The 16,619-nt window shown below is 69.1% G+C and carries 20 protein-coding genes and 1 tRNA gene; 9 read left to right on the forward strand and 12 right to left on the reverse strand.

Translation table 11 applies throughout. The features are described 5' to 3' along the window. Nucleotides 1–31: 31 nt before the first annotated feature. Genes AW273_RS19875 through AW273_RS19890 form a run of 4 tightly spaced genes read right to left on the reverse strand, consistent with a single transcriptional unit; the run spans nucleotide 32 to nucleotide 3,892 of the window. Nucleotides 32–1,090 (reverse strand): ABC transporter ATP-binding protein, encoded by a 1,059-nt coding sequence (locus AW273_RS19875; protein ID WP_062349926.1) that lies wholly within the window; start codon nucleotides 1,088–1,090, stop codon nucleotides 32–34. Continuing rightward, nucleotides 1,087–1,881, reverse strand: a complete 795-nt coding sequence (locus AW273_RS19880) for an ABC transporter permease (protein WP_062349928.1) — start codon at nucleotides 1,879–1,881, stop codon at nucleotides 1,087–1,089. The genes AW273_RS19875 and AW273_RS19880 overlap by 4 nt, the downstream gene beginning before the upstream one ends. Next, nucleotides 1,869–2,717: an ABC transporter permease gene (locus AW273_RS19885; RefSeq protein ID WP_062349930.1), complete on the reverse strand. Its 849-nt coding sequence runs from the start codon at nucleotides 2,715–2,717 to the stop codon at nucleotides 1,869–1,871. The genes AW273_RS19880 and AW273_RS19885 overlap by 13 nt, the downstream gene beginning before the upstream one ends. Next, nucleotides 2,717–3,892 (reverse strand): ABC transporter substrate-binding protein, encoded by a 1,176-nt coding sequence (locus AW273_RS19890; RefSeq protein ID WP_062349932.1) that lies wholly within the window; start codon nucleotides 3,890–3,892, stop codon nucleotides 2,717–2,719. The genes AW273_RS19885 and AW273_RS19890 overlap by 1 nt, the downstream gene beginning before the upstream one ends. 188 nt (nucleotides 3,893–4,080) lie before the next feature. On the opposite strand from AW273_RS19890, the gene AW273_RS19895 reads away from it, so the two are divergent. Beyond that, nucleotides 4,081–4,815 carry a GntR family transcriptional regulator gene (locus AW273_RS19895; protein ID WP_062349934.1) on the forward strand — a complete coding sequence of 245 codons (735 nt, stop codon included), beginning with the start codon at nucleotides 4,081–4,083 and terminating at the stop codon, nucleotides 4,813–4,815. Here the strand turns inward: AW273_RS19895 and AW273_RS19900 are convergent. From AW273_RS19900 to AW273_RS19930, 7 genes are all read right to left on the reverse strand, one after another. Then, nucleotides 4,812–5,462, reverse strand: a complete 651-nt coding sequence (locus AW273_RS19900) for an SRPBCC family protein (RefSeq protein ID WP_062349936.1) — start codon at nucleotides 5,460–5,462, stop codon at nucleotides 4,812–4,814. The two genes, AW273_RS19895 and AW273_RS19900, sit on opposite strands and share 4 nt — an antisense overlap. Before the next feature lie 57 nt (nucleotides 5,463–5,519). Beyond that, complete coding sequence (locus tag AW273_RS19905) at nucleotides 5,520–6,137, reverse strand: response regulator transcription factor (protein WP_198168247.1); 618 nt, start codon at nucleotides 6,135–6,137, stop codon at nucleotides 5,520–5,522. A gap of 107 nt (nucleotides 6,138–6,244) precedes the next feature. Further along, the gene (locus AW273_RS19910) at nucleotides 6,245–7,045 is read right to left on the reverse strand and encodes a family 1 encapsulin nanocompartment shell protein (RefSeq protein WP_062349941.1); all 801 of its coding nucleotides are present in this window, start codon (nucleotides 7,043–7,045) and stop codon (nucleotides 6,245–6,247) included. Further along, nucleotides 7,042–8,007: a Dyp-type peroxidase gene (locus AW273_RS19915; RefSeq protein WP_063910030.1), complete on the reverse strand. Its 966-nt coding sequence runs from the start codon at nucleotides 8,005–8,007 to the stop codon at nucleotides 7,042–7,044. The genes AW273_RS19910 and AW273_RS19915 overlap by 4 nt, the downstream gene beginning before the upstream one ends. A 79-nt stretch (nucleotides 8,008–8,086) precedes the next feature. Further along, a complete protein-coding gene (locus AW273_RS19920; RefSeq protein ID WP_062349943.1) occupies nucleotides 8,087–8,701 on the reverse strand; it encodes a class I SAM-dependent methyltransferase in 615 nt (204 codons plus the stop codon). Then, nucleotides 8,698–9,045, reverse strand: coding sequence for a hypothetical protein (locus AW273_RS19925; protein ID WP_062349945.1), 348 nt, complete (start codon nucleotides 9,043–9,045; stop codon nucleotides 8,698–8,700). The genes AW273_RS19920 and AW273_RS19925 overlap by 4 nt, the downstream gene beginning before the upstream one ends. A 5-nt stretch (nucleotides 9,046–9,050) precedes the next feature. After that, nucleotides 9,051–9,755: a DUF72 domain-containing protein gene (locus AW273_RS19930; protein ID WP_062349946.1), complete on the reverse strand. Its 705-nt coding sequence runs from the start codon at nucleotides 9,753–9,755 to the stop codon at nucleotides 9,051–9,053. A gap of 23 nt (nucleotides 9,756–9,778) precedes the next feature. On the opposite strand from AW273_RS19930, the gene AW273_RS19935 reads away from it, so the two are divergent. The 6 genes from AW273_RS19935 (at nucleotide 9,779) to AW273_RS35800 (ending at nucleotide 14,158) form a co-directional block, all read left to right on the forward strand. After that, a complete protein-coding gene (locus tag AW273_RS19935) occupies nucleotides 9,779–10,159 on the forward strand; it encodes a nuclear transport factor 2 family protein (protein WP_062349948.1) in 381 nt (126 codons plus the stop codon). A 279-nt stretch (nucleotides 10,160–10,438) separates the two neighbouring features. After that, nucleotides 10,439–11,110 (forward strand): hypothetical protein, encoded by a 672-nt coding sequence (locus tag AW273_RS19940; protein WP_062349950.1) that lies wholly within the window; start codon nucleotides 10,439–10,441, stop codon nucleotides 11,108–11,110. A 9-nt stretch (nucleotides 11,111–11,119) separates the two neighbouring features. Continuing rightward, nucleotides 11,120–11,656 (forward strand): NUDIX domain-containing protein, encoded by a 537-nt coding sequence (locus AW273_RS19945; protein ID WP_063910031.1) that lies wholly within the window; start codon nucleotides 11,120–11,122, stop codon nucleotides 11,654–11,656. Continuing rightward, nucleotides 11,610–12,326 (forward strand): maleylpyruvate isomerase family mycothiol-dependent enzyme, encoded by a 717-nt coding sequence (locus AW273_RS19950; RefSeq protein WP_062349952.1) that lies wholly within the window; start codon nucleotides 11,610–11,612, stop codon nucleotides 12,324–12,326. Before AW273_RS19945 ends, AW273_RS19950 begins: the two co-directional genes overlap by 47 nt. A 175-nt stretch (nucleotides 12,327–12,501) precedes the next feature. Beyond that, complete coding sequence (locus AW273_RS19955; protein WP_062350122.1) at nucleotides 12,502–13,422, forward strand: DNA-processing protein DprA; 921 nt, start codon at nucleotides 12,502–12,504, stop codon at nucleotides 13,420–13,422. A gap of 142 nt (nucleotides 13,423–13,564) precedes the next feature. After that, complete coding sequence (locus tag AW273_RS35800) at nucleotides 13,565–14,158, forward strand: ComF family protein (protein WP_063910032.1); 594 nt, start codon at nucleotides 13,565–13,567, stop codon at nucleotides 14,156–14,158. An 88-nt stretch (nucleotides 14,159–14,246) separates the two neighbouring features. On the opposite strand, the gene AW273_RS19965 is transcribed toward AW273_RS35800, so the two are convergent. Further along, nucleotides 14,247–14,320: transfer RNA gene (locus AW273_RS19965), tRNA-Lys, on the reverse strand. Nucleotides 14,321–14,410: 90 nt separating this feature from the next. On the opposite strand from AW273_RS19965, the gene AW273_RS19970 reads away from it, so the two are divergent. Both AW273_RS19970 and AW273_RS19975 read left to right on the forward strand, forming a co-directional pair. Then, on the forward strand, nucleotides 14,411–15,253 hold the full coding sequence (locus AW273_RS19970; protein WP_062349954.1) for an AAA family ATPase: 843 nt from the start codon (nucleotides 14,411–14,413) through the stop codon (nucleotides 15,251–15,253). Further along, complete coding sequence (locus tag AW273_RS19975) at nucleotides 15,250–16,575, forward strand: vWA domain-containing protein (protein ID WP_062349956.1); 1,326 nt, start codon at nucleotides 15,250–15,252, stop codon at nucleotides 16,573–16,575. The genes AW273_RS19970 and AW273_RS19975 overlap by 4 nt, the downstream gene beginning before the upstream one ends. Nucleotides 16,576–16,619: the final 44 nt, after the last annotated feature.

The following is a 16,619-nucleotide window of genomic DNA, read 5'->3' on the forward strand; positions in this document are numbered from 1 at the left end:
GCCCGGTTCCGGGCGGCGATCGGCCCGCCGTTCAGGCCACCGGCTCCACGGGGGCGGCCACCGCGGTGCGCGGGGCCGTCAGGACCGGGCGTTCGACCAGGGTGACGTCGACCTTCAGGCCCGGCGCGAGGCGCACCGCCTCGTGGCCCGGGACGTCGGCCAGGACCTCGCCGCCGCCGTCGAGCTGGACGCGCAACCGGGCGATCGAGCCCCGGAACGACGACGCCAGGATGAACCCGCGCCCGTCGGCCGACGGGGTGACCCGCACGGCCTCCGGCCGGACCAGGACGTCGACCTCCACGCCGGGGGCGGCGCCGTCGAGCGGGAGGGTCTGGCCGAAGACCTCGACCGTCTCCCCGGACACCCGGCCCGGCAGGTGGTTCATCGTGCCGACGAACTCCGCGACGAACGGGGTCGCCGGGCGGTCGTACACCTCGGCCGGAGGGGCCACCTGCTCCAGGCGGCCCGACTTCAGCACCGCGACCCGGTCGGCGACCGAGAGCGCCTCCTCCTGGTCGTGGGTGACGAAGATGGTCGTGATGCCGAGTTCGAGCTGGAGCCGCCGGATCTCCTCACGGAGGTTGACCCGCACCTTGGCGTCGAGCGCCGACAGCGGCTCGTCGAGCAGCAGCACCTTCGGCTGGAGGGCCAGGGCGCGGGCCAGGGCGACCCGCTGCTGCTGGCCGCCGGAGAGCTGGTGCGGGTAGCGCTCGCCGAAGCCGCCGAGGCCGACGAGTTCCAGCAACTCGGCGGCCCGGTCGTGGCGCTCGGAGGCAGGCCGCCGCCGGACCCGCAGCCCGAACGCCACGTTGTCGCGCACGTTCAGGTTGGGGAACAACGAGTAGCTCTGGAACACCATCCCGGCGTCGCGCCGGTTGGCGGGCACGCGGGTGACGTCGGCGCCGTCGATGAACACGGCGCCGGTGTCGGGGCGTTCGAACCCGGCCACGCAGCGCAGCGCGGTCGTCTTCCCGCAGCCCGACGGGCCCAGGAAGGCGATCAGCTCGCCCTGCTCGATGGTCAGGCTCAGGCCGTCGAGGGCGACCGTGCCGCCGAACGAGCGGTGCAGCTCACGGAGTTCAACGGTCATTTGGACTTCCTTCCCGCCCCCGAGAGGGTGAGCAACAGCAGCCAGATCAGGCCGAGGCTGAGCACCGACAGCGCCACCGAGAGCTGGCCGTCGTTGCCGGAGATGGTGACGATCCACACCGGGAAGGTGCGGTAGCCCATCAGGGCCGCGATCGTGTACTCGCCCATGACGAGCGCCAGGCTGAGGAACGAGGCGCCGGCCACGGCCGAGCGCAGGTTCGGCAGGATCACCCGGAACAGCACGTACGGCCACGAGGCGCCCAGGTTCCGGGCCGCCTCCACGAGGGTGCGCACGTCGACGGCCCGCAGGCCGGTGTCCAGCGAACGGTAGGCGAACGGCAGCGCGAGCATGACGTACGCCAGCACCAGCACGACGGGGAAGTTCTCGTCCTGGATGGAGATGAGGGTCTGCCAGAACGGCGTGGCCGCCAGGGCGTCGGTGCCGCCGCGCAGGGCGTTGGCGATGCCCACCACGTAGGTGATCGGGGGCACGATCAGCGGCAGCGTCGTGATGGTCTCCAGCACCGGGCGCAGGCCGGGGGCCCCGAGACGTACCGCCAGGAGGGCGGGCAGGGCCAGGAGCAGGACCAGCACGATCACGGCGGCGCCCAGCAGCAGCGACTTGAGCAGGCTCTCGCCGAAGCCGGGGGCCGACACGATCCGGCCGTAGGCGCCGAGGGAGAAGCCGAGCGACTCGTTGTAGACGGTGAACCAGACCGCGATGGCGAGCGGCACCAGGAAGTAGACCGCCGCCACGCCCAGCGTCAGGCGCCGCCACGTCACGCCAGCCATCGGGAGCTCCTCTTCTGCAGCGGCAGGTAGACGGCCATCACCAGGAGCGCGATCACGATCATGTCGAGGGACAACGCGAGGGCGATGTTCTCGTACCCGATCAGCACGTTGCCCGTGAGGGCGTCGGCGATCTGGAGCGTCACCAGCGGCACCGACGCGCCGACCATCGCGGCGGCGGTGGCGTAGGCGGCGAACGCGCCGCCGAACAGCAGCACGCCCCCGCCGAGCAGCGCGGGCCCGAGCACCGGGATGCCGACGTGCCGCCAGAACTGCCACGTGGACGCGCCGTTGTTCAGCGCGGCCTCCCGCCACTGCGGCTTGAGGCCGTCGAGCGCGGGGGCGATGACGAGCACCATCAGCGGTACGGAGAAGTAGAGGTACACCAGGGCCAGGCCCCAGAAGTTGTAGAGCACGCCCGAGCCGAGGCCGAGGGCGGCGGTGACCACGCCGGAGTTGCCCAGCGTGGCGATCCAGATGAAGGCCAGCGGCACGCCGCCGAAGTTGGCCAGCACCCCCGACGCGGTCAGCACGGCCTCGCGCAGCAGCCCCGACCGGGAGGTCAGCACCGCCTGCGCGAGGAACGCCCCGAGCACCGCGCCCCCGATCGCGACGACGGCCGACAACTTGACGCTGCTCCACAACGCCCCGATGTACGGCTCCCGCATCGTCGCCGACAGGTTCTCGAACCCGAACCCGCCGCCCTTGACCGAGAACGCGCCGACGACCAGGACGACCGCCGGGATGCCGAACGCGATCAGGGTGACGACCAGCAGAGGGGCCGCCGCCAGCCACCCGGCGCCGCCACCGCGGCGCCGGGAACCCGTGAGACCGGCCATCAGCCCGCGACCGCGGCGCCCCAGCCGGAGGCGACGGCTTCGTTCGCCTTCGTGACCTGGTCGGGCGTCGGGAAGGTCGGCTCGCCGTCGACCGGCGGCAGGGCGGCGGAGGCGGCCTGGTCGACCGACCCGTCGGCGATCATCGCGGGCAGCAGGACCGGACGGGCGAAGCCCTTCAGGTAGAGGTTCTGGCCCTCGGTGCCGTAGAGGAACTCCTGCCAGAGCCGCGCGGCGGCCGGGTGGGGGGCGTCCTTGTTGATGGCCTGGGCGTAGAGCTGGAAGTACTTGCCGTCGCTCGGGACGACGGTCTTCCAGTCGAGGCCCTTCCCGGCCATGATCGGCGCGTAGGCGGCGTTGTTGTAGTCCCAGTCGATCGAGATCTGGGTCTCGCCCTTCTCGATGGTGGCCGGGGTGGTCTCGACCGGGTTGAAGTTGCCGACGTCCTTGAGCTTCTTGAAGAAGTCGATGCCGGGCTGGATGTCGTCGAACGAGCCGCCGTTGGCGAGCGCGGCGGCGTACACGCCGGCGAAGGCCGAGCCCGACTTGGTCGGGTTGCCGTTCAGCGCGACCTTGCCCTTGTACTCGGGTTTGAGCAGGTCGGCGAAGGTCTGCGGGCAGGCCGCGATCTTCTTGGCGTCGCAGCCGATCGAGACGTAGCCGCCGTAGTCGTTGAACCAGAGGCCGGTCGGCTCCTTCTGGCCCTCGGGGATCTTGTCCCAGCTCTCGACCTTGTACGGCGCGAACAGGCCCTCGGCGGCGCCGCTGATCGCGAACGACTGGCCGACGTCCAGGACGTCGGGGGCGCGGTCCTGGCCCTTGCGGGTCTTCACCGCGTTGATCTCGTCGGCGGAGGAGGCGTCGGGGGTCTCCTCCTCGATCTCGATGCCGGGGTACTTGGCCTTGAACGCGGCCAGGATCTCGCCGTAGTTGGCCCAGTCCGGGGGCAGCGCGATGACGTGGAGCCTGCCCTCGGCCTTGGCCGCCTCGTACAGCTTGTCGACCCCGCCGAAGTCGGCGGCGGAGGTGGCGGTGCGGGCGTCGACCGCGGCGGCCCCGCCGGGGGCGGCGGCGGAGGACGTGGAGGTTGCCTCGGTGCCGGGCGCGGGCCCACAGGCCGCGACGGCGAGGAGCAGACCGGCGGTGAGGCCGGTGAGACGGACTCGGGAAGAGACCACGGTGAACTCCCACTGGAGCGATGTGCACAGAACTTGTTCAAACAAGCTAGGGACGCCACATCGCCCGCCATCGTCGTGACGGTGAACAGTCGGAGGCCATTCGTCAAATGGCTAAACACCTACTTTTCCGGACGATTCGCGAACCGTACGGTGAAGGCCGTCCTGTACACAAAGACTGGGAGCGGCCCGTGCACCCGCGTTACGCGCGCATCGCCGACGAGCTCCGGGCGGCCATCCTCGGCGGGGAGCTGCCGGTCGGCGCGCCCCTGCCCTCGGAGACCGTGCTGGCCGCCCGGCACGGGGTCGCGCGGGGCACGATCCGCCAGGCCGTCGCGGTGCTGACCGCCGAAGGGCTGGTGGGCTCCCGCCAGGGTGCCAGACGGATCGTGCTGGGCCGCGAACGCAGCCAGAACTTCGCGGTGCTGCACAGTTTCGCGGAGTGGGCGCGGGCCGCCGGGCACGAGGTGACCGGCCAGGTCATCGACCAGCGCCGCCGCGCGGCCGACGCCGCCGAGGCGGCCCGTCTCGGGCTGGCCGTCGGCGATCCGGTGCTGCGGGTGCTGCGGCTGCGCCGCCTCGACGGCGTCGCGGTGCTGCTGGAACGGACCGTCTACGCCGGATGGCTCGCCCCGGCGGTCGAGCGGTTACCGGCCGACTGCGACTCGGTCACCCGGGCCCTCTACGAGTCGCGGGGCCTGGTGTTCGCGTACGGAGAGCATCTGATCGACGCCGTCGCGGCCGGGACGGAGGACGCCCGCCTGCTCGGAGTGCGGCGGGGCGGGCCGCTGCTGCGGCAGCGGCGGGTGACGACGACGCGGGAAGGACGCCCGGCGGAGTGGTCCGACGACCGCTACCGGGCCGGCAGCGTGACGTTCGCGATCCGCAACGCGGCGGGCGCCCTCGCGGTGCACCCGCAGGACTAGCCGTAGTAACCGCTCTCGATGCGCTGCTTGAACACCGACTGGATGCCCTGGTGGGCCATGACGCCCTGCGACACCGTGTAGTCGATCAGCAGGACACTGGCCTCGAACGTCAGCTTCTCGGTCACCCGGGTCCCGGCCGCGCCGAGGTCATCGAAGGTGATCGTCTGGTGGGTGATGACGTTGGGCAGCGTCCACGAGTCGACCTCGTAGAAGTAGCCGGCCGCGTTGATCCGCTGCTGGGCGTGGGTGTTGATCGGGGTCGCGGGCAGCCCCGGCTGGAGCGGCGTGTTCTCGATCGCGGTCTGGTCGACGGTCCGGACCCCGCCGGCGGTGGTGTCGGAGTGGACGACCACCCGCTGGAGCAGCGGGTTGGCCCCGAGGTGGTTCTCGAAGTTCGAGTAGATCGCGAAGACCTCGTCGCGCGGGGCGGCGATGTCGACGGAGATGCTCTGCGACCGGGCGGCCCGGCCGAGGGCGGGACGGGGGTGGTTCAGAGCCTCGACCAGGGTGTAGGTGGTGCGGGCCAGTTCCCACTGGAGGGCGATCAGCGGGTCGGAGTCGGCCCTGGCGGGCGAGCTCATGACGGACAGGACCATCGTGAGGGCGAGCAGTGGAGCGCTTAACAGCCGGAACGGCTTCTTTCTCATGGGCACATCACAACCCGGAAGCCGTTGGAACGCTCCTGGCAACACCTGCCAGTATTCTCAGGGCACCAACCGGTAGCCCACCCCGCGCACGGTTTCCACGACGTTCGGCTCGCCGAGTTTGGCCCGGAGATGCGCGATGTGGACGTCGAGAGTTCGCGCCGCCGACCGGCTCAGGTCCTTCCAGTTCTCCAGCAACAACGTCTGCTTGGTGACGACCTCCCCGGGCGTCTGCACGAGACGCCGGAGCAGCGCGAACTCCTTCGGCGTGAGCGGCACGCTCCGCCCGTCGCGCCAGACCAGATAACGCCGCGCGTCGATCTGGATGTCGCCCGCCTGCAGCACGTCGGTCTTGCCGCCCCGGGTGCGCCGCAGGACCGCCTCCATGCGGGCCTCCAGCTCCTCCATGCAGACGGGTTTGACCAGGTAGTCGTCGGCGCCGGCGCGCAGCCCGCGGATCCGTCCGGCCTGGTCGTCGCGGGCCGACAGAACGATGATCGGCACATCGCTGACCCGCCGGATCTCCCGGCAGGCGTCGCTCCCGTCGTCGCCCCGCACGCCGAGAAAGACGACGTCATATCCGAGAGTCTTCGTCCGGTCGGATCCGACCGTGACCGAATAACCGGATTTCGCCAGCGCCGCCTCGATCTCGGCCGCCGTCTGACTATCTTCGTCCACGACGAATACCCGCATGTCTCCCCGTGTTTAAAATCCTGTGGCCCCCGCCTCGTCCGGGCAATACTGGTGGGTATCGGTTGACCTGTCAATAATTGCCGAAGAACCAATTACGGACTCGTCAAATGAATGGCCGCCTCAGCCGTGAACGGCAGGAAGGTGAACGACTCCTGGAGATAGAGCGTCACCGTGGTCTCGGTGTGGCTCAGATATCCGATGGAGACGTCCTGCCCGAGGTGCAGGTCGAAGTCGCCGCCCCGGGTGGTGAGCACGACCGCGCCGCTGATCGCCGGGGCCCAGATGATGTCGCCCGAGATGAGCCGCTGGATGTGCTCCAGCACGGGATAGCCGTGGTCGGCCGTCTCGGCGACCCCCGTGTAGGCGTCGGCCGACAGCAGCACCGAGTAGGGCCCGTCGACCCCGGCCATGCGCAGGATGCCGAGAGCCTGCGCGATGGCGTCGGGGTAGGCCCGCACGTCGGCCGGGAGCACCAGCGGCGGGTGAGCGCTGAGCGGGATGACGCCGGAGATGTGGCCGGGGCCGTACCCCTCGAAGACGGCCCGGTCCTCGGCGATGGCCAGCGCGGCGGCGGCGTCCTTGACGGGCTGCCAGTCGGAGTCGTTGGAGCCGCGCTCGACGTCGTCGACCGCCTCCCGGTCGAGCTCGAACGGCCGGCGCAGCTCCACCAGCCGCGACACCTCGCGCTGCCGGGCCTGCACGCCGGGCGCGGGCGGCTGGATCGGGGTGGTGTGCCCGGTCGACACGGCCGACAGTTCGCTCCCCTCGGGGCCGTGCACGTCGACCACCCGGCGTCCGGCGATGTGCCGTTTGAAGGTGCGGGCGGCCTCCTCCTCGATCTGAGACCAGGCGGCCTCGGAGATCGGGGCCAGCTCCCGATGGAGGTTGTTCATTTCTGCGGCACTCCCTTGAGGTCTCCGATGATCAGCCGGCCCGACCGCACGGGCTCGGGCGGGTCTTCCAGGAAGGCACCTGAGGGAACGAAGTAGAGGGAACCGGTCAGCGCGGTGGAGAAGTCGAGGATCCGGTCGTAGTTGCCGGGCGGGTCCCCGATGAACATGTTGGCCAGCAGGCGTTCCAGCAGCCCGGAGGTGCGCGCGTACCCGATGAAGTAGGTGCCGAACTCGCCCCGCGAGGCGTTGCCGAACGGCATGTTGTCCCGCAGGATCTTCAGCTCCCTGCCGTCCTCCTCGATGACCGTGAGGGCGTTGTGCGCGTTCGACGGCTTGACGTCGTCGTCGAGCTCGACGTTGGAGAGCTTGTGGCGCCCGATGACCTTCTCCTGGTCCTCGGTGGCGAGCCGGTTCCAGGTGGCCAGGTCGTGGACGTACTTCTGGACCAGGACGTAGGAACCGCCGGCGTAGCCGGGGTCCTCGTCGCCGATGAGCACCGACTCGTAGGCCAGGTCGCCGGTGGGATTCTCGGTGCCGTCGACGAAGCCGAGCAGGTCGCGGGCGTCGAAGTAGCGGAAGCCGTGCACCTCGTCGGCGCTCGCGACCGCGTCCCGGAGCCGGTCCATGATCAGCCCCGCCAGCTCGAAGCACAGGTCGTGACGGTTGGCCCGGATGTGGATCAGCAGGTCGCCCGGCGTCGAGGGCGCGTAGTGGGCGCCCCGGATCTCCTGGAGCGGATGCAGCCCCGCGGGCTTCGGCAACCCCGGGAAGAGCCGGTCCCAGAACTGCGACCCGAACCCCAGCACACACGACAACCCGGGGTCCAGCGACCGGAACCCGACCGTCCGCAGCAACCCCGCCAGGTCTTCACCCAGCTCCCTGACCGCCTGGTGCCCGGTGGGCTTGATCGTGGCCACGATGAAGATGGCCGCCGGGCTGAGCGGGCCCAGGACCGCCTGCACACCGCTCCGATGATCCTCCACCCCGTAAGGCGTCGCCGGTGACATGGTCGGGGAACCTCCAGATCCGGTACGGGTTTGGCTATGCCCGGTAGTGGGAGACGACGGCCGGCTGGCCGGTGTAGTTGGGCCCGGCCGTGTCGTCGGCGCCCAGATATTCGTAGGGGAACTCCACCACGGCGGGGCCGGTTCGCGAGATGCGCCGGTTCCTGGAGTCGTAGACGAACCCCCGGCTTCGCAGCGCGGCCAGCAGTTTCCGCCGCGATCCGGCCTCGACCGAGGCGACGTCGAAATTGGCCGCGAATTTTCCGCGCTCGGTGAGCCATCCGGCGATCTCGGCGAGGACCCCGAGCTTGTCGCCGAGGTAGTGGAGGCCGTGGACGACGGTGATCAGGTCGAACTTCCCGGACGGGTGCCAGCCGGGGATCGACGCGACGACCAGCCGCAGGTTGGCCGCCGGAGGGACGGCGAAGTGGCCGACCAGGTCGACCCCGGTCACGTCCGCGCCCAGCAGTGCGGCCTCCGCCAGTGCGTGGCCCTCACCGCAGCACAGGTCCAGCCACGTCTTCCCGCTGAGGGCCACGGCGAGGTTCAGTCCGAGCTCACGTGAGTAGCCGCGCAGGCGGCGACCCCGGTTCATGGCGTTGTTCGCGACGACCGAGGAGGCGTCCAACTCGGCCGGACCGAGCAGCCTCATGCGGCCCGGAACTCGTGGACGACCTCGATCGGCCCGACGATGTGCCGGTTGAACTCGTCGAGTTCCTCGGCCGGGACCCACAGTTCCAGGATCGTCTCGCCGCCCGCCCGCTGGACGGGGTAGCGCGCGACGAACTCCGCGTCGACCTCGAACCGGGTGACGTAACCGACGCCCGAGGCCGGGACGTTCCAGTCACGGGCGATCCTGATGGCGTAGTCCTCGTTGAGGACCGGGTAGAAGATCGGCTGCTCGGGCAGCCTCGGGGGCCACGCCGTGAAGCCCGACTGGCGGACCAGCTCCAGTTCTTCGGGGCCGGTGGGACGCCACAGCGTCGTCGTGCGCATACGTCCTATTTTGTCGCCAGTTTTTGGAATCGGCGGGCATTTCTGACCGCCGCGCCGGTGGCGTCGTTGTTGAAGTAGACGTAGGCGTCGTCGGGCAGTCGTTCGAGCCAGGTCTTCATCGCGCGGTCGCCGTATTCGGGCGGGTTCTTCCTCGACGTTCCTTCGTGGAAGCGCAGGTAGGCCCAGGTCGTCGTCCGCCACAGCGGGCCCTGGATCCGGCCCAGCCGATCGGCCCAGACGAGGGCGGCGGACCGGTTTTCGAGGGTTCGCCGCAGGTCGTCGTTCCACCACGATTCGTGGCGGGGTTCGACGGCCAGCTCGACGCCTTTGGGGAAACATTTCAGGCAGTCGTCGAGGGCGTCCCCTTCGTAACGGAGATTGGGCGGAAGCTGGATGAGAATCGGGCCGAGTTTGTCGCCCAGCCCCTCGGCCACCCTCATCAGGCGCTCGACCGGTTCCTTCGGATCTCTGAGGCGTCTGACGTGGGTCAGATAGCGGCTCGCCTTGACCGCCATGACGAAATGGTCGGGCGTGCGATCGTGCCATTCCTCGAAGGTCTCCCGCCGGGGCAGCCGGTAGAAGGCGCCGTTGTTCTCGACGGTGCCGAATTCCTCGCCGTAGTGTTCCAGCCAGCGTTTCTGCGGCAGGCCGGGCGGATAGAGCACCCCGCGCCAATCGGCGTACTGCCAGCCGGACGTCCCCACCAACATTCCCTCAGCCTAGGCTTCGGCGGGTGAACACCAGGGAGATCGCCCGCCGCTTCGCCCAGACCTGGCAGACCGGCTGGGCCGTCCACGACGTCGACCTGCTTCTCTCTCTGTACGCCCCGGGCATCGTCCACCACTCGATGCCCTTCCGCGAGCCGCACCGGGGCCTCGACGCGCTCAGGGAGTACCTGACGTGGTCGTTCGCCGAGGAGGACGTGCTGGACGTGCGGTTTGGAGAACCGCTGGTCGACGGCGACACGGCGGCGATCGAGTTCCGGGTGCGCGCGAGAGAGGGGGAACTGGCAGGCTGCGTGTTCGTGACGTTCGACGCGGAGGGATTGGCCGTCGCGACCCGCGACTACTGGCACATGTCAGATAATCCAGAACATGTCGAGGAATCGGTGTGACAGGTGTGACCTCATCATCGGAGAAGGCTGTTCGTGTGACGGAATTCCGGTCCGGGAAATCCTGATCTCTCCCAGCGGATTCGCCCATCTGCCGGGCGCCTGCGTGCATTTCCCGCCACCGGAGCAGTTCGCGCGCGAGTGGGGCCGGGTGCCCTCCCCCGCACCCGGCGTGTGGCTGCGAATCAGCCCCGATCAGCCGTTGCGCGCCGGCGCGGGAAACCTTGACCGCTCCGCGACCTCCCGCTGCGCCGACTGCGCCCGCACCCATCCCGGATACGCGTGAAAGACACGAGGCGATTCCTGCTGGTCCTGTTATTCGCGGCGGCCTGCGCCGATCCCCGGCCCCTTCAGACGCACCCCTACTCCTGCGGCGGCGAGGTCGTTCCGCCGGGCGGGCTCGCCGGTCCGCCGGCGACCAGGCTGGGACCGAACGGGCAGGCGGCGCTCAAGGGCGGCGAGGTCCGCGCCCCCGCCGATCTGGAGGCCTGGCGCATCGTCGAGGAGAACGATGATCGGGTGGCGCTGATCCGCGAACTCGACACGCCAGTCCGGAATGGCGCCACCCTCCAGACCCACCGGTACCTGCTGATCGAACGGCAGGGCCGGGAAGACGCCTGGAACCTGCGCATGTCCGGCCTGTGCGACCTGCGCCAGGTCGTCCCCGGCCACAGCGATGCCCATCTCGCCTTCGCCTCGGCGTCCGGCACCAGCCTGAAGTTGTGGGTGACCGAGCGCGAATGCGCAAGCGGTCGACCGGCGACCGGCCGCATCAAACTGGCCGTCCTGGAGGAGACCGATCAGGAGGTGCGGGTCGTCGTGGCGGTGCGGCCGGTGCCCGGCTCGGTCACCTGCCAGGGCAATCCACGCACGCCGTTGACCGTCGAACTGTCCCGCCCGTTGGGCGACAGAACCGTCGTGGACATCGGGGTCTATCCGCCGCGGCGGCTGTAGCATCGGCCGGTGAATCTCCCCGCGTGGTACGCCGCCCTCCCGGTCGCCATCTCCGCCGCCGGTGTGCTCTTCACCGACGCGGATGGCCGGGTGCTGCTGGTGCGGACGACGTACAAGAACGATTGGGACATCCCCGGCGGGGTGATCGAGGTCGGCAGCGGCGAGACACCCGCGGCGGCGGCCCGCCGGGAGCTCCGGGAGGAGCTCGGCCTCGACCGCCCGGTGGGCGACCTGCTCAGCATCGACGTCCGCCCGGCCCGCCCCGACCGCCGCGCGCTGCTGGCCTTCCTGTTCGACGGCGGGGTGCTGACCCCCGCCGAGACCGCCGGGATCCGGTTCACCGACGGCGAGCTCGCCGAAGTCCGGTTCGTCGCGCTCGACGAGATCGCCGGGCTCACCGAGGCGGCGCTGGCCCGCCGGATCCGCGCCACCCTGCGCCACCCCGGCTCGGGCCTGCTCTTCCTGTCGGACGGCGAGCCGACCGGGGATGATCGTGCCCATGGACCACATGACCGCCCTGATCGACCAGAACAACCGCTTCGCTGACCTCATCGGCGACGCCGACCCGGCCACCGAGGTGCCCACCTGCCCCGGCTGGACCCTGAAGCAGCTCTTCCGCCACGTCGGCCGGGGCGACCGCTGGTCGGCCCAGATCATCAGCGACCGCGTCGGCGAATACCTCGACCCGCGCGAGGTCCGCGACGGCAAACCCCCGGCCGACACCGAAGGCGCGCTGGCCTGGCTGCGCGAGGGTCCCCGCATCCTGCGGCAGGCCGTCGACGAGATCGGCCCGGACACCCACGTGTGGACGTTCTCCGGCCCCCGCCCGGCCGAGTGGTGGGTGCGCCGCCGCCTCCACGAGGCGACCGTCCACCGCGCCGACGCGGCCCTGGCCCTCGGCCTCCCTTATGACCTCCCGGCCGACCTGGCCGCCGACGGCATCGAGGAGTGGATCGACACCGTCGCCTCCTCCCGCCCGACCCTCGACCCCGGGGTGACCGTCCACCTGCACACCACCGACGTCCCGGGCGAGTGGATGTTGCGCGGGGAGGAGGACCGGGTGGTGTGGGAGGTGGGGCACGGCAAGGGCGACCTGGCGGTCAGGGGGCCTGCGGCCGACCTGTTCCTGGCGCTGGTGAACCGGCGGGAGGGCGACTTGGAGGTCTTCGGCGACGAGGGGATCTGGAGGTCGTGGCGCGAACGCGCCCGCTTCTGACGGCCGACCGACTTCCTCACCAGCCAAGGTGCCGCCGAGCTGTATCGCGTATCCGCCCCCCTCACAAGGCGGCCAAATATTAGGCCAGGGGTGAGTACTATTCGAACAGTTCGAATTATAGTGTGTCTCGGGGTATCGTGGGGGTGTGGTGCGTCCCGTGAGTAACATCGCTGACATGCCATCGGAGGTGCGTGAACGTGCCGCGCTCGTGACGCTGCTGCAGCGTCCGGGCGCGAAGTGGGCCGAGCTCGGCCTGGAGGTCCTCGAGCGAGGCAGCGCTGTGGCCGTGCTGGGCGATGCGATGCGCACGCAGGAGGCATTGTTCGCCGAGGCCGATCCGATGGAGTCGGCGATCGCCGACGCGGCGAGCATGCTGCGGGAGTGGGACGCCGTCGGCATCGGCGTACACACGTGTCTCGATGGGGATTATCCGAGCCAACTCCGGAGCATCCATCAGATGCCACCGATTCTGTTCTCACGCGGGCGGCTCGCGCCAGATCATCGAGCGATCGCCGTGGTTGGCACCAGGCAGGCCAGTGACCAAGGGCTTCGGATCGCCTCGGCAGTGGCGCGGGACCTCGCGTTGAACGGTGTGACCGTGGTCAGCGGGCTGGCGAAAGGGATCGATACCGCTGCGCATCGGGCAGCGCTGGAGGCAGGCGGGCGGACGGTGGCGGTCATCGGGACCGGGATCAACAAGTCCTACCCTGCGGAGAACCGGCGCTTGCAGGAGCAGATCAGCCGAGACGGGCTGGTGCTCAGCCAGTTCTGGCCTGATGCCCCACCAAGTCAGCGGAACTTCCCGATGCGGAACGCGGTCATGAGCGGCTACGCGGCGGCCACGGTGGTGGTCGAAGCACCCTGGAAGAGCGGGGCGCGGATTCAGGCTCGGCTGGCACTGGAGCACGGCCGTCCGGTGGTGATGCCAGACCAGTTGCTGGAGCACGACTGGGCGCGTGAGTATGCCAAGAAGCCGGGGGTCCATGTGGTTTCCAGCTTGGGCGAGTTGCTCACGGTTGTGGAAAGATTGATCGCGGAACTCAACGCAGGTCCCGACTCTCTTCCGGAGATCCCCGCCTTTGCCTGGAGCAGTTGATCCTTGGGGAGCGGCGCGCGGGCGCGTCGCACAGCAGGCTTACTACCTGCGCAACCCGCTCGAGCCGGCGCCAGGGATCTGTTACGTCTGCCGAGGTCCGGCAGGCCCGGAGTGGACGCGCTGCTATACGTGTGATCAGCATTTGAAGGCGGCACAGTCGTCGGTGGCCGATGCGGTTGTCCCGATCTCCTATGCGGTCAAGGGACAGCAGCACGCCCACGCGCTCGCCGCGTACAAGTCGACGTTCCCGTCGAAGGAGGTTCAGACGAACCTTCTCAACCTGTTGCTGCTTTTCCTCGCCGATCACCACGGATGCGTGGAGAGAGCCGCGCTCGTGGACACATGGACGCATGTGACCGTAGTGCCGAGCACGCGAGGCCGACAGGGTGAGCATCCGCTTCGTGCGCTGATCGGAAGCCATCTGCGAGCGTTTCCGTGGGTTCAGCTGACGGCCAACTCCAGGGTTCCCGCAGATCTGAGAGCGTTCCACCCTGATCGGTTCACCGCCGCCTCGCCCGACCTCGTAGGCGCGCATGTTCTGCTCCTAGATGACACGTGGACCACGGGGGCACGCGTTCAGGCGGCCGCTTACGCGCTGAAGCAGGCAGGTGCCTCCCGAGTGGCCGCAGTCGTGCTGGGCCGTCACGTCAACCCGGGATACGGTGGGTGGAAGCCCATCCTGAATGCCATCAAAGACCAGCCCTACCGGCAGGAGATCTGCGCGGTCCACGGATAACATCGACAAGCCGCCTAGACAGGCGAATATGGCCAGGCGTCACATAAAGAAACCCCAGCTCAAACGATTGAGCTGGGGTTTCTCGCTGTGCGCCGCCAGGGACTCGAACCCCGGACCCGCTGATTAAGAGTCAGCTGCTCTAACCAACTGAGCTAGCGGCGCTTGAAGCCCTTGTAGGTTACCGCGACTCCGAACCCCCACCAAATCGGGCTACAGTAGAACATCATTCGGTTCACCCAAAGGGAAGCCCACGTGACCTGGTTCGCCTCACCGTCGGAAGCCGTCACCCGTCTCCGCCAGACCGGATACCTCTCCGACGACGCCATCGCCACCTCGGTCTTCCTGGCCGGCGTACTGCAGAAACCGCTCCTGGCCGAAGGTCCCGCAGGCGTAGGCAAAACCCAGCTCGCCAAGGCGATAGCCGAGGCGACAGGGTCAGACCTGGTCAGACTCCAGTGCTACGAGGGCCTCGACGAGGCCAGGGCCCTCTACGAGTGGAACTACAAGAAGCAGCTTCTCAGGATCCAGGCCGACGACGACGCGTGGGACGACATCTTCGCCGAGGAGTTCCTCCTGGAAAGACCCCTCCTGAAGGCCATCAGATCAGACCGCCCCACCGTCCTGCTGATCGACGAGACCGACAAGGCCGACGTCGAGGTCGAGGGTCTCCTCCTGGAGATCCTCTCGGACTTCCAGGTCACCATCCCCGAGCTCGGCACCATCACCGCCACGAGGAGACCGTTCGTGGTGCTGACCTCGAACGCCACGAGAGAGCTCAGCGAGGCCCTCAAGCGCCGCTGCCTCTACCTCCACCTTGACTACCCGACCCCCGAACGCGAGCGCGACATCGTCCTCGCGCAGGTCCCGGGCATCGCCGAAACGGTCGCCGAGCAGCTCGCCAGAACAGCGGCCACGCTGCGTGCCCTGGAGCTGAAGAAGTCGCCGAGCATCGCCGAGACCGTCGACTGGGCGCACACCCTGCTCGCCCTGGGCCGGGAGGTCCTCGACGAGCAGACCGTCTCCGAGACGCTGGGGGTCGTGCTGAAACACCACTCCGACCAGCAGCGGGCCGCCAAGGAACTGGGCCTGCGGTGATCGACCGGCACATCGGCTTCGTGCACGCCCTGAGGGAGACCGGCCTTCCCGTCTCCCTGGCCGAGGGGCTCGACGCCGCCAACGCCCTGCGGCACCTCGACCTCGCCGACCGGCAGACCCTTCGCGAGGCCTACGCCGCGACGCTCGTGAAACGCCCCCAGCACCGGGAGGGCTTCGACGTCCTGTTCGACCTCTGGTTCCCGTCGACGACCCAGGGCCCGCCGAAGCACCGCGACGACGACCCCGAAGACCTCCGGACCGAACTCGCCGGCCTGCTGGCAGGCGACCCGGGCAGGCCCGAGTTCCGCGCCTTCGCGCAGGCCATGGTCGAGCGCTTCGGCCAGGTGCAAGCCGGGCCGGGACGGCAGTCGTGGTTCTCGTTTCCGGTGATGCGCGCCCTTTCACCGCAAACCCTGATCGCCAGACTCCTCGGTGAACGCGGCGGCCTCCCAGAGAAGATCGCCCGTCAGCGCGTCACCACGAACATCGCCGCCTTCGAAGCCGCGGTGGCCGCCGACGTCAGGCGCAGGATCGCCGAAGAACAGGGCCGCGAGCGCATCACGAGATCGGCGGTGAAACCCCCGATCGACCGCCGCGACTTCCTCCGCGTCACCAAAGCGGAGCTCGCCGAAATGCGGCGAGAGATCCATCCACTGGCGAGAAGGCTGGCCACCCGTCTTTCGATGAAACACAAGAAGGGCGACCGGGGCCGTCTCGACTTCCGCAGAACGGTCCGCGCGTCACTGCAGTCGGGCGGCGTGCCGCTGACCACCCACCTGAAGCCCCGACGCCCGCACAAGCCGGAACTGGTCGTCCTCACCGACGCCAGCGATTCGGTCGCCGGCTTCGCCCAGTTCACCCTGCTCCTCACGTTCGCCTTGCGGGAGCAGTTCACCAAGGTCAGGGCGTTCGCCTTCGTCGACACCGTCGACGAGATCACGAAGTATTTCGCCCCCGGAACCGACGTCCTCGACGCCATCACCCGCATGACCACCGAAGCCGACATCTCCAGATTCGGCCGCACCGACTACGGCCACGTCCTGAGAACATTCGAAGAACGCCACGCGAGCGCCCTCACCCCGAAAACGAGCCTGCTCATCCTCGGCGACGCCCGCTCCAACTACCAGCCGCCGAACACCGAAATCCTGAAACGCCTCACCGAGAAGGTCCGGCACGCCTACTGGCTCAACCCCGAGCCGAGAGAACAATGGGACACCGGAGATTCCGTGGCGAGCGGCTACGCCGCCATAATTTCCATGCACGAATGCAGAAACGTCCACCAACTCGCCGCGCTCATCGAGAACACCGACGTCGGCGGCTGAAAAACGCCCGCTCCGTTACGGCTCCGCCCACCCCCGCACCGACC

Source organism: Herbidospora yilanensis, assembly GCF_001570565.1.
Taxonomy (GTDB): domain Bacteria; phylum Actinomycetota; class Actinomycetes; order Streptosporangiales; family Streptosporangiaceae; genus Herbidospora; species Herbidospora yilanensis.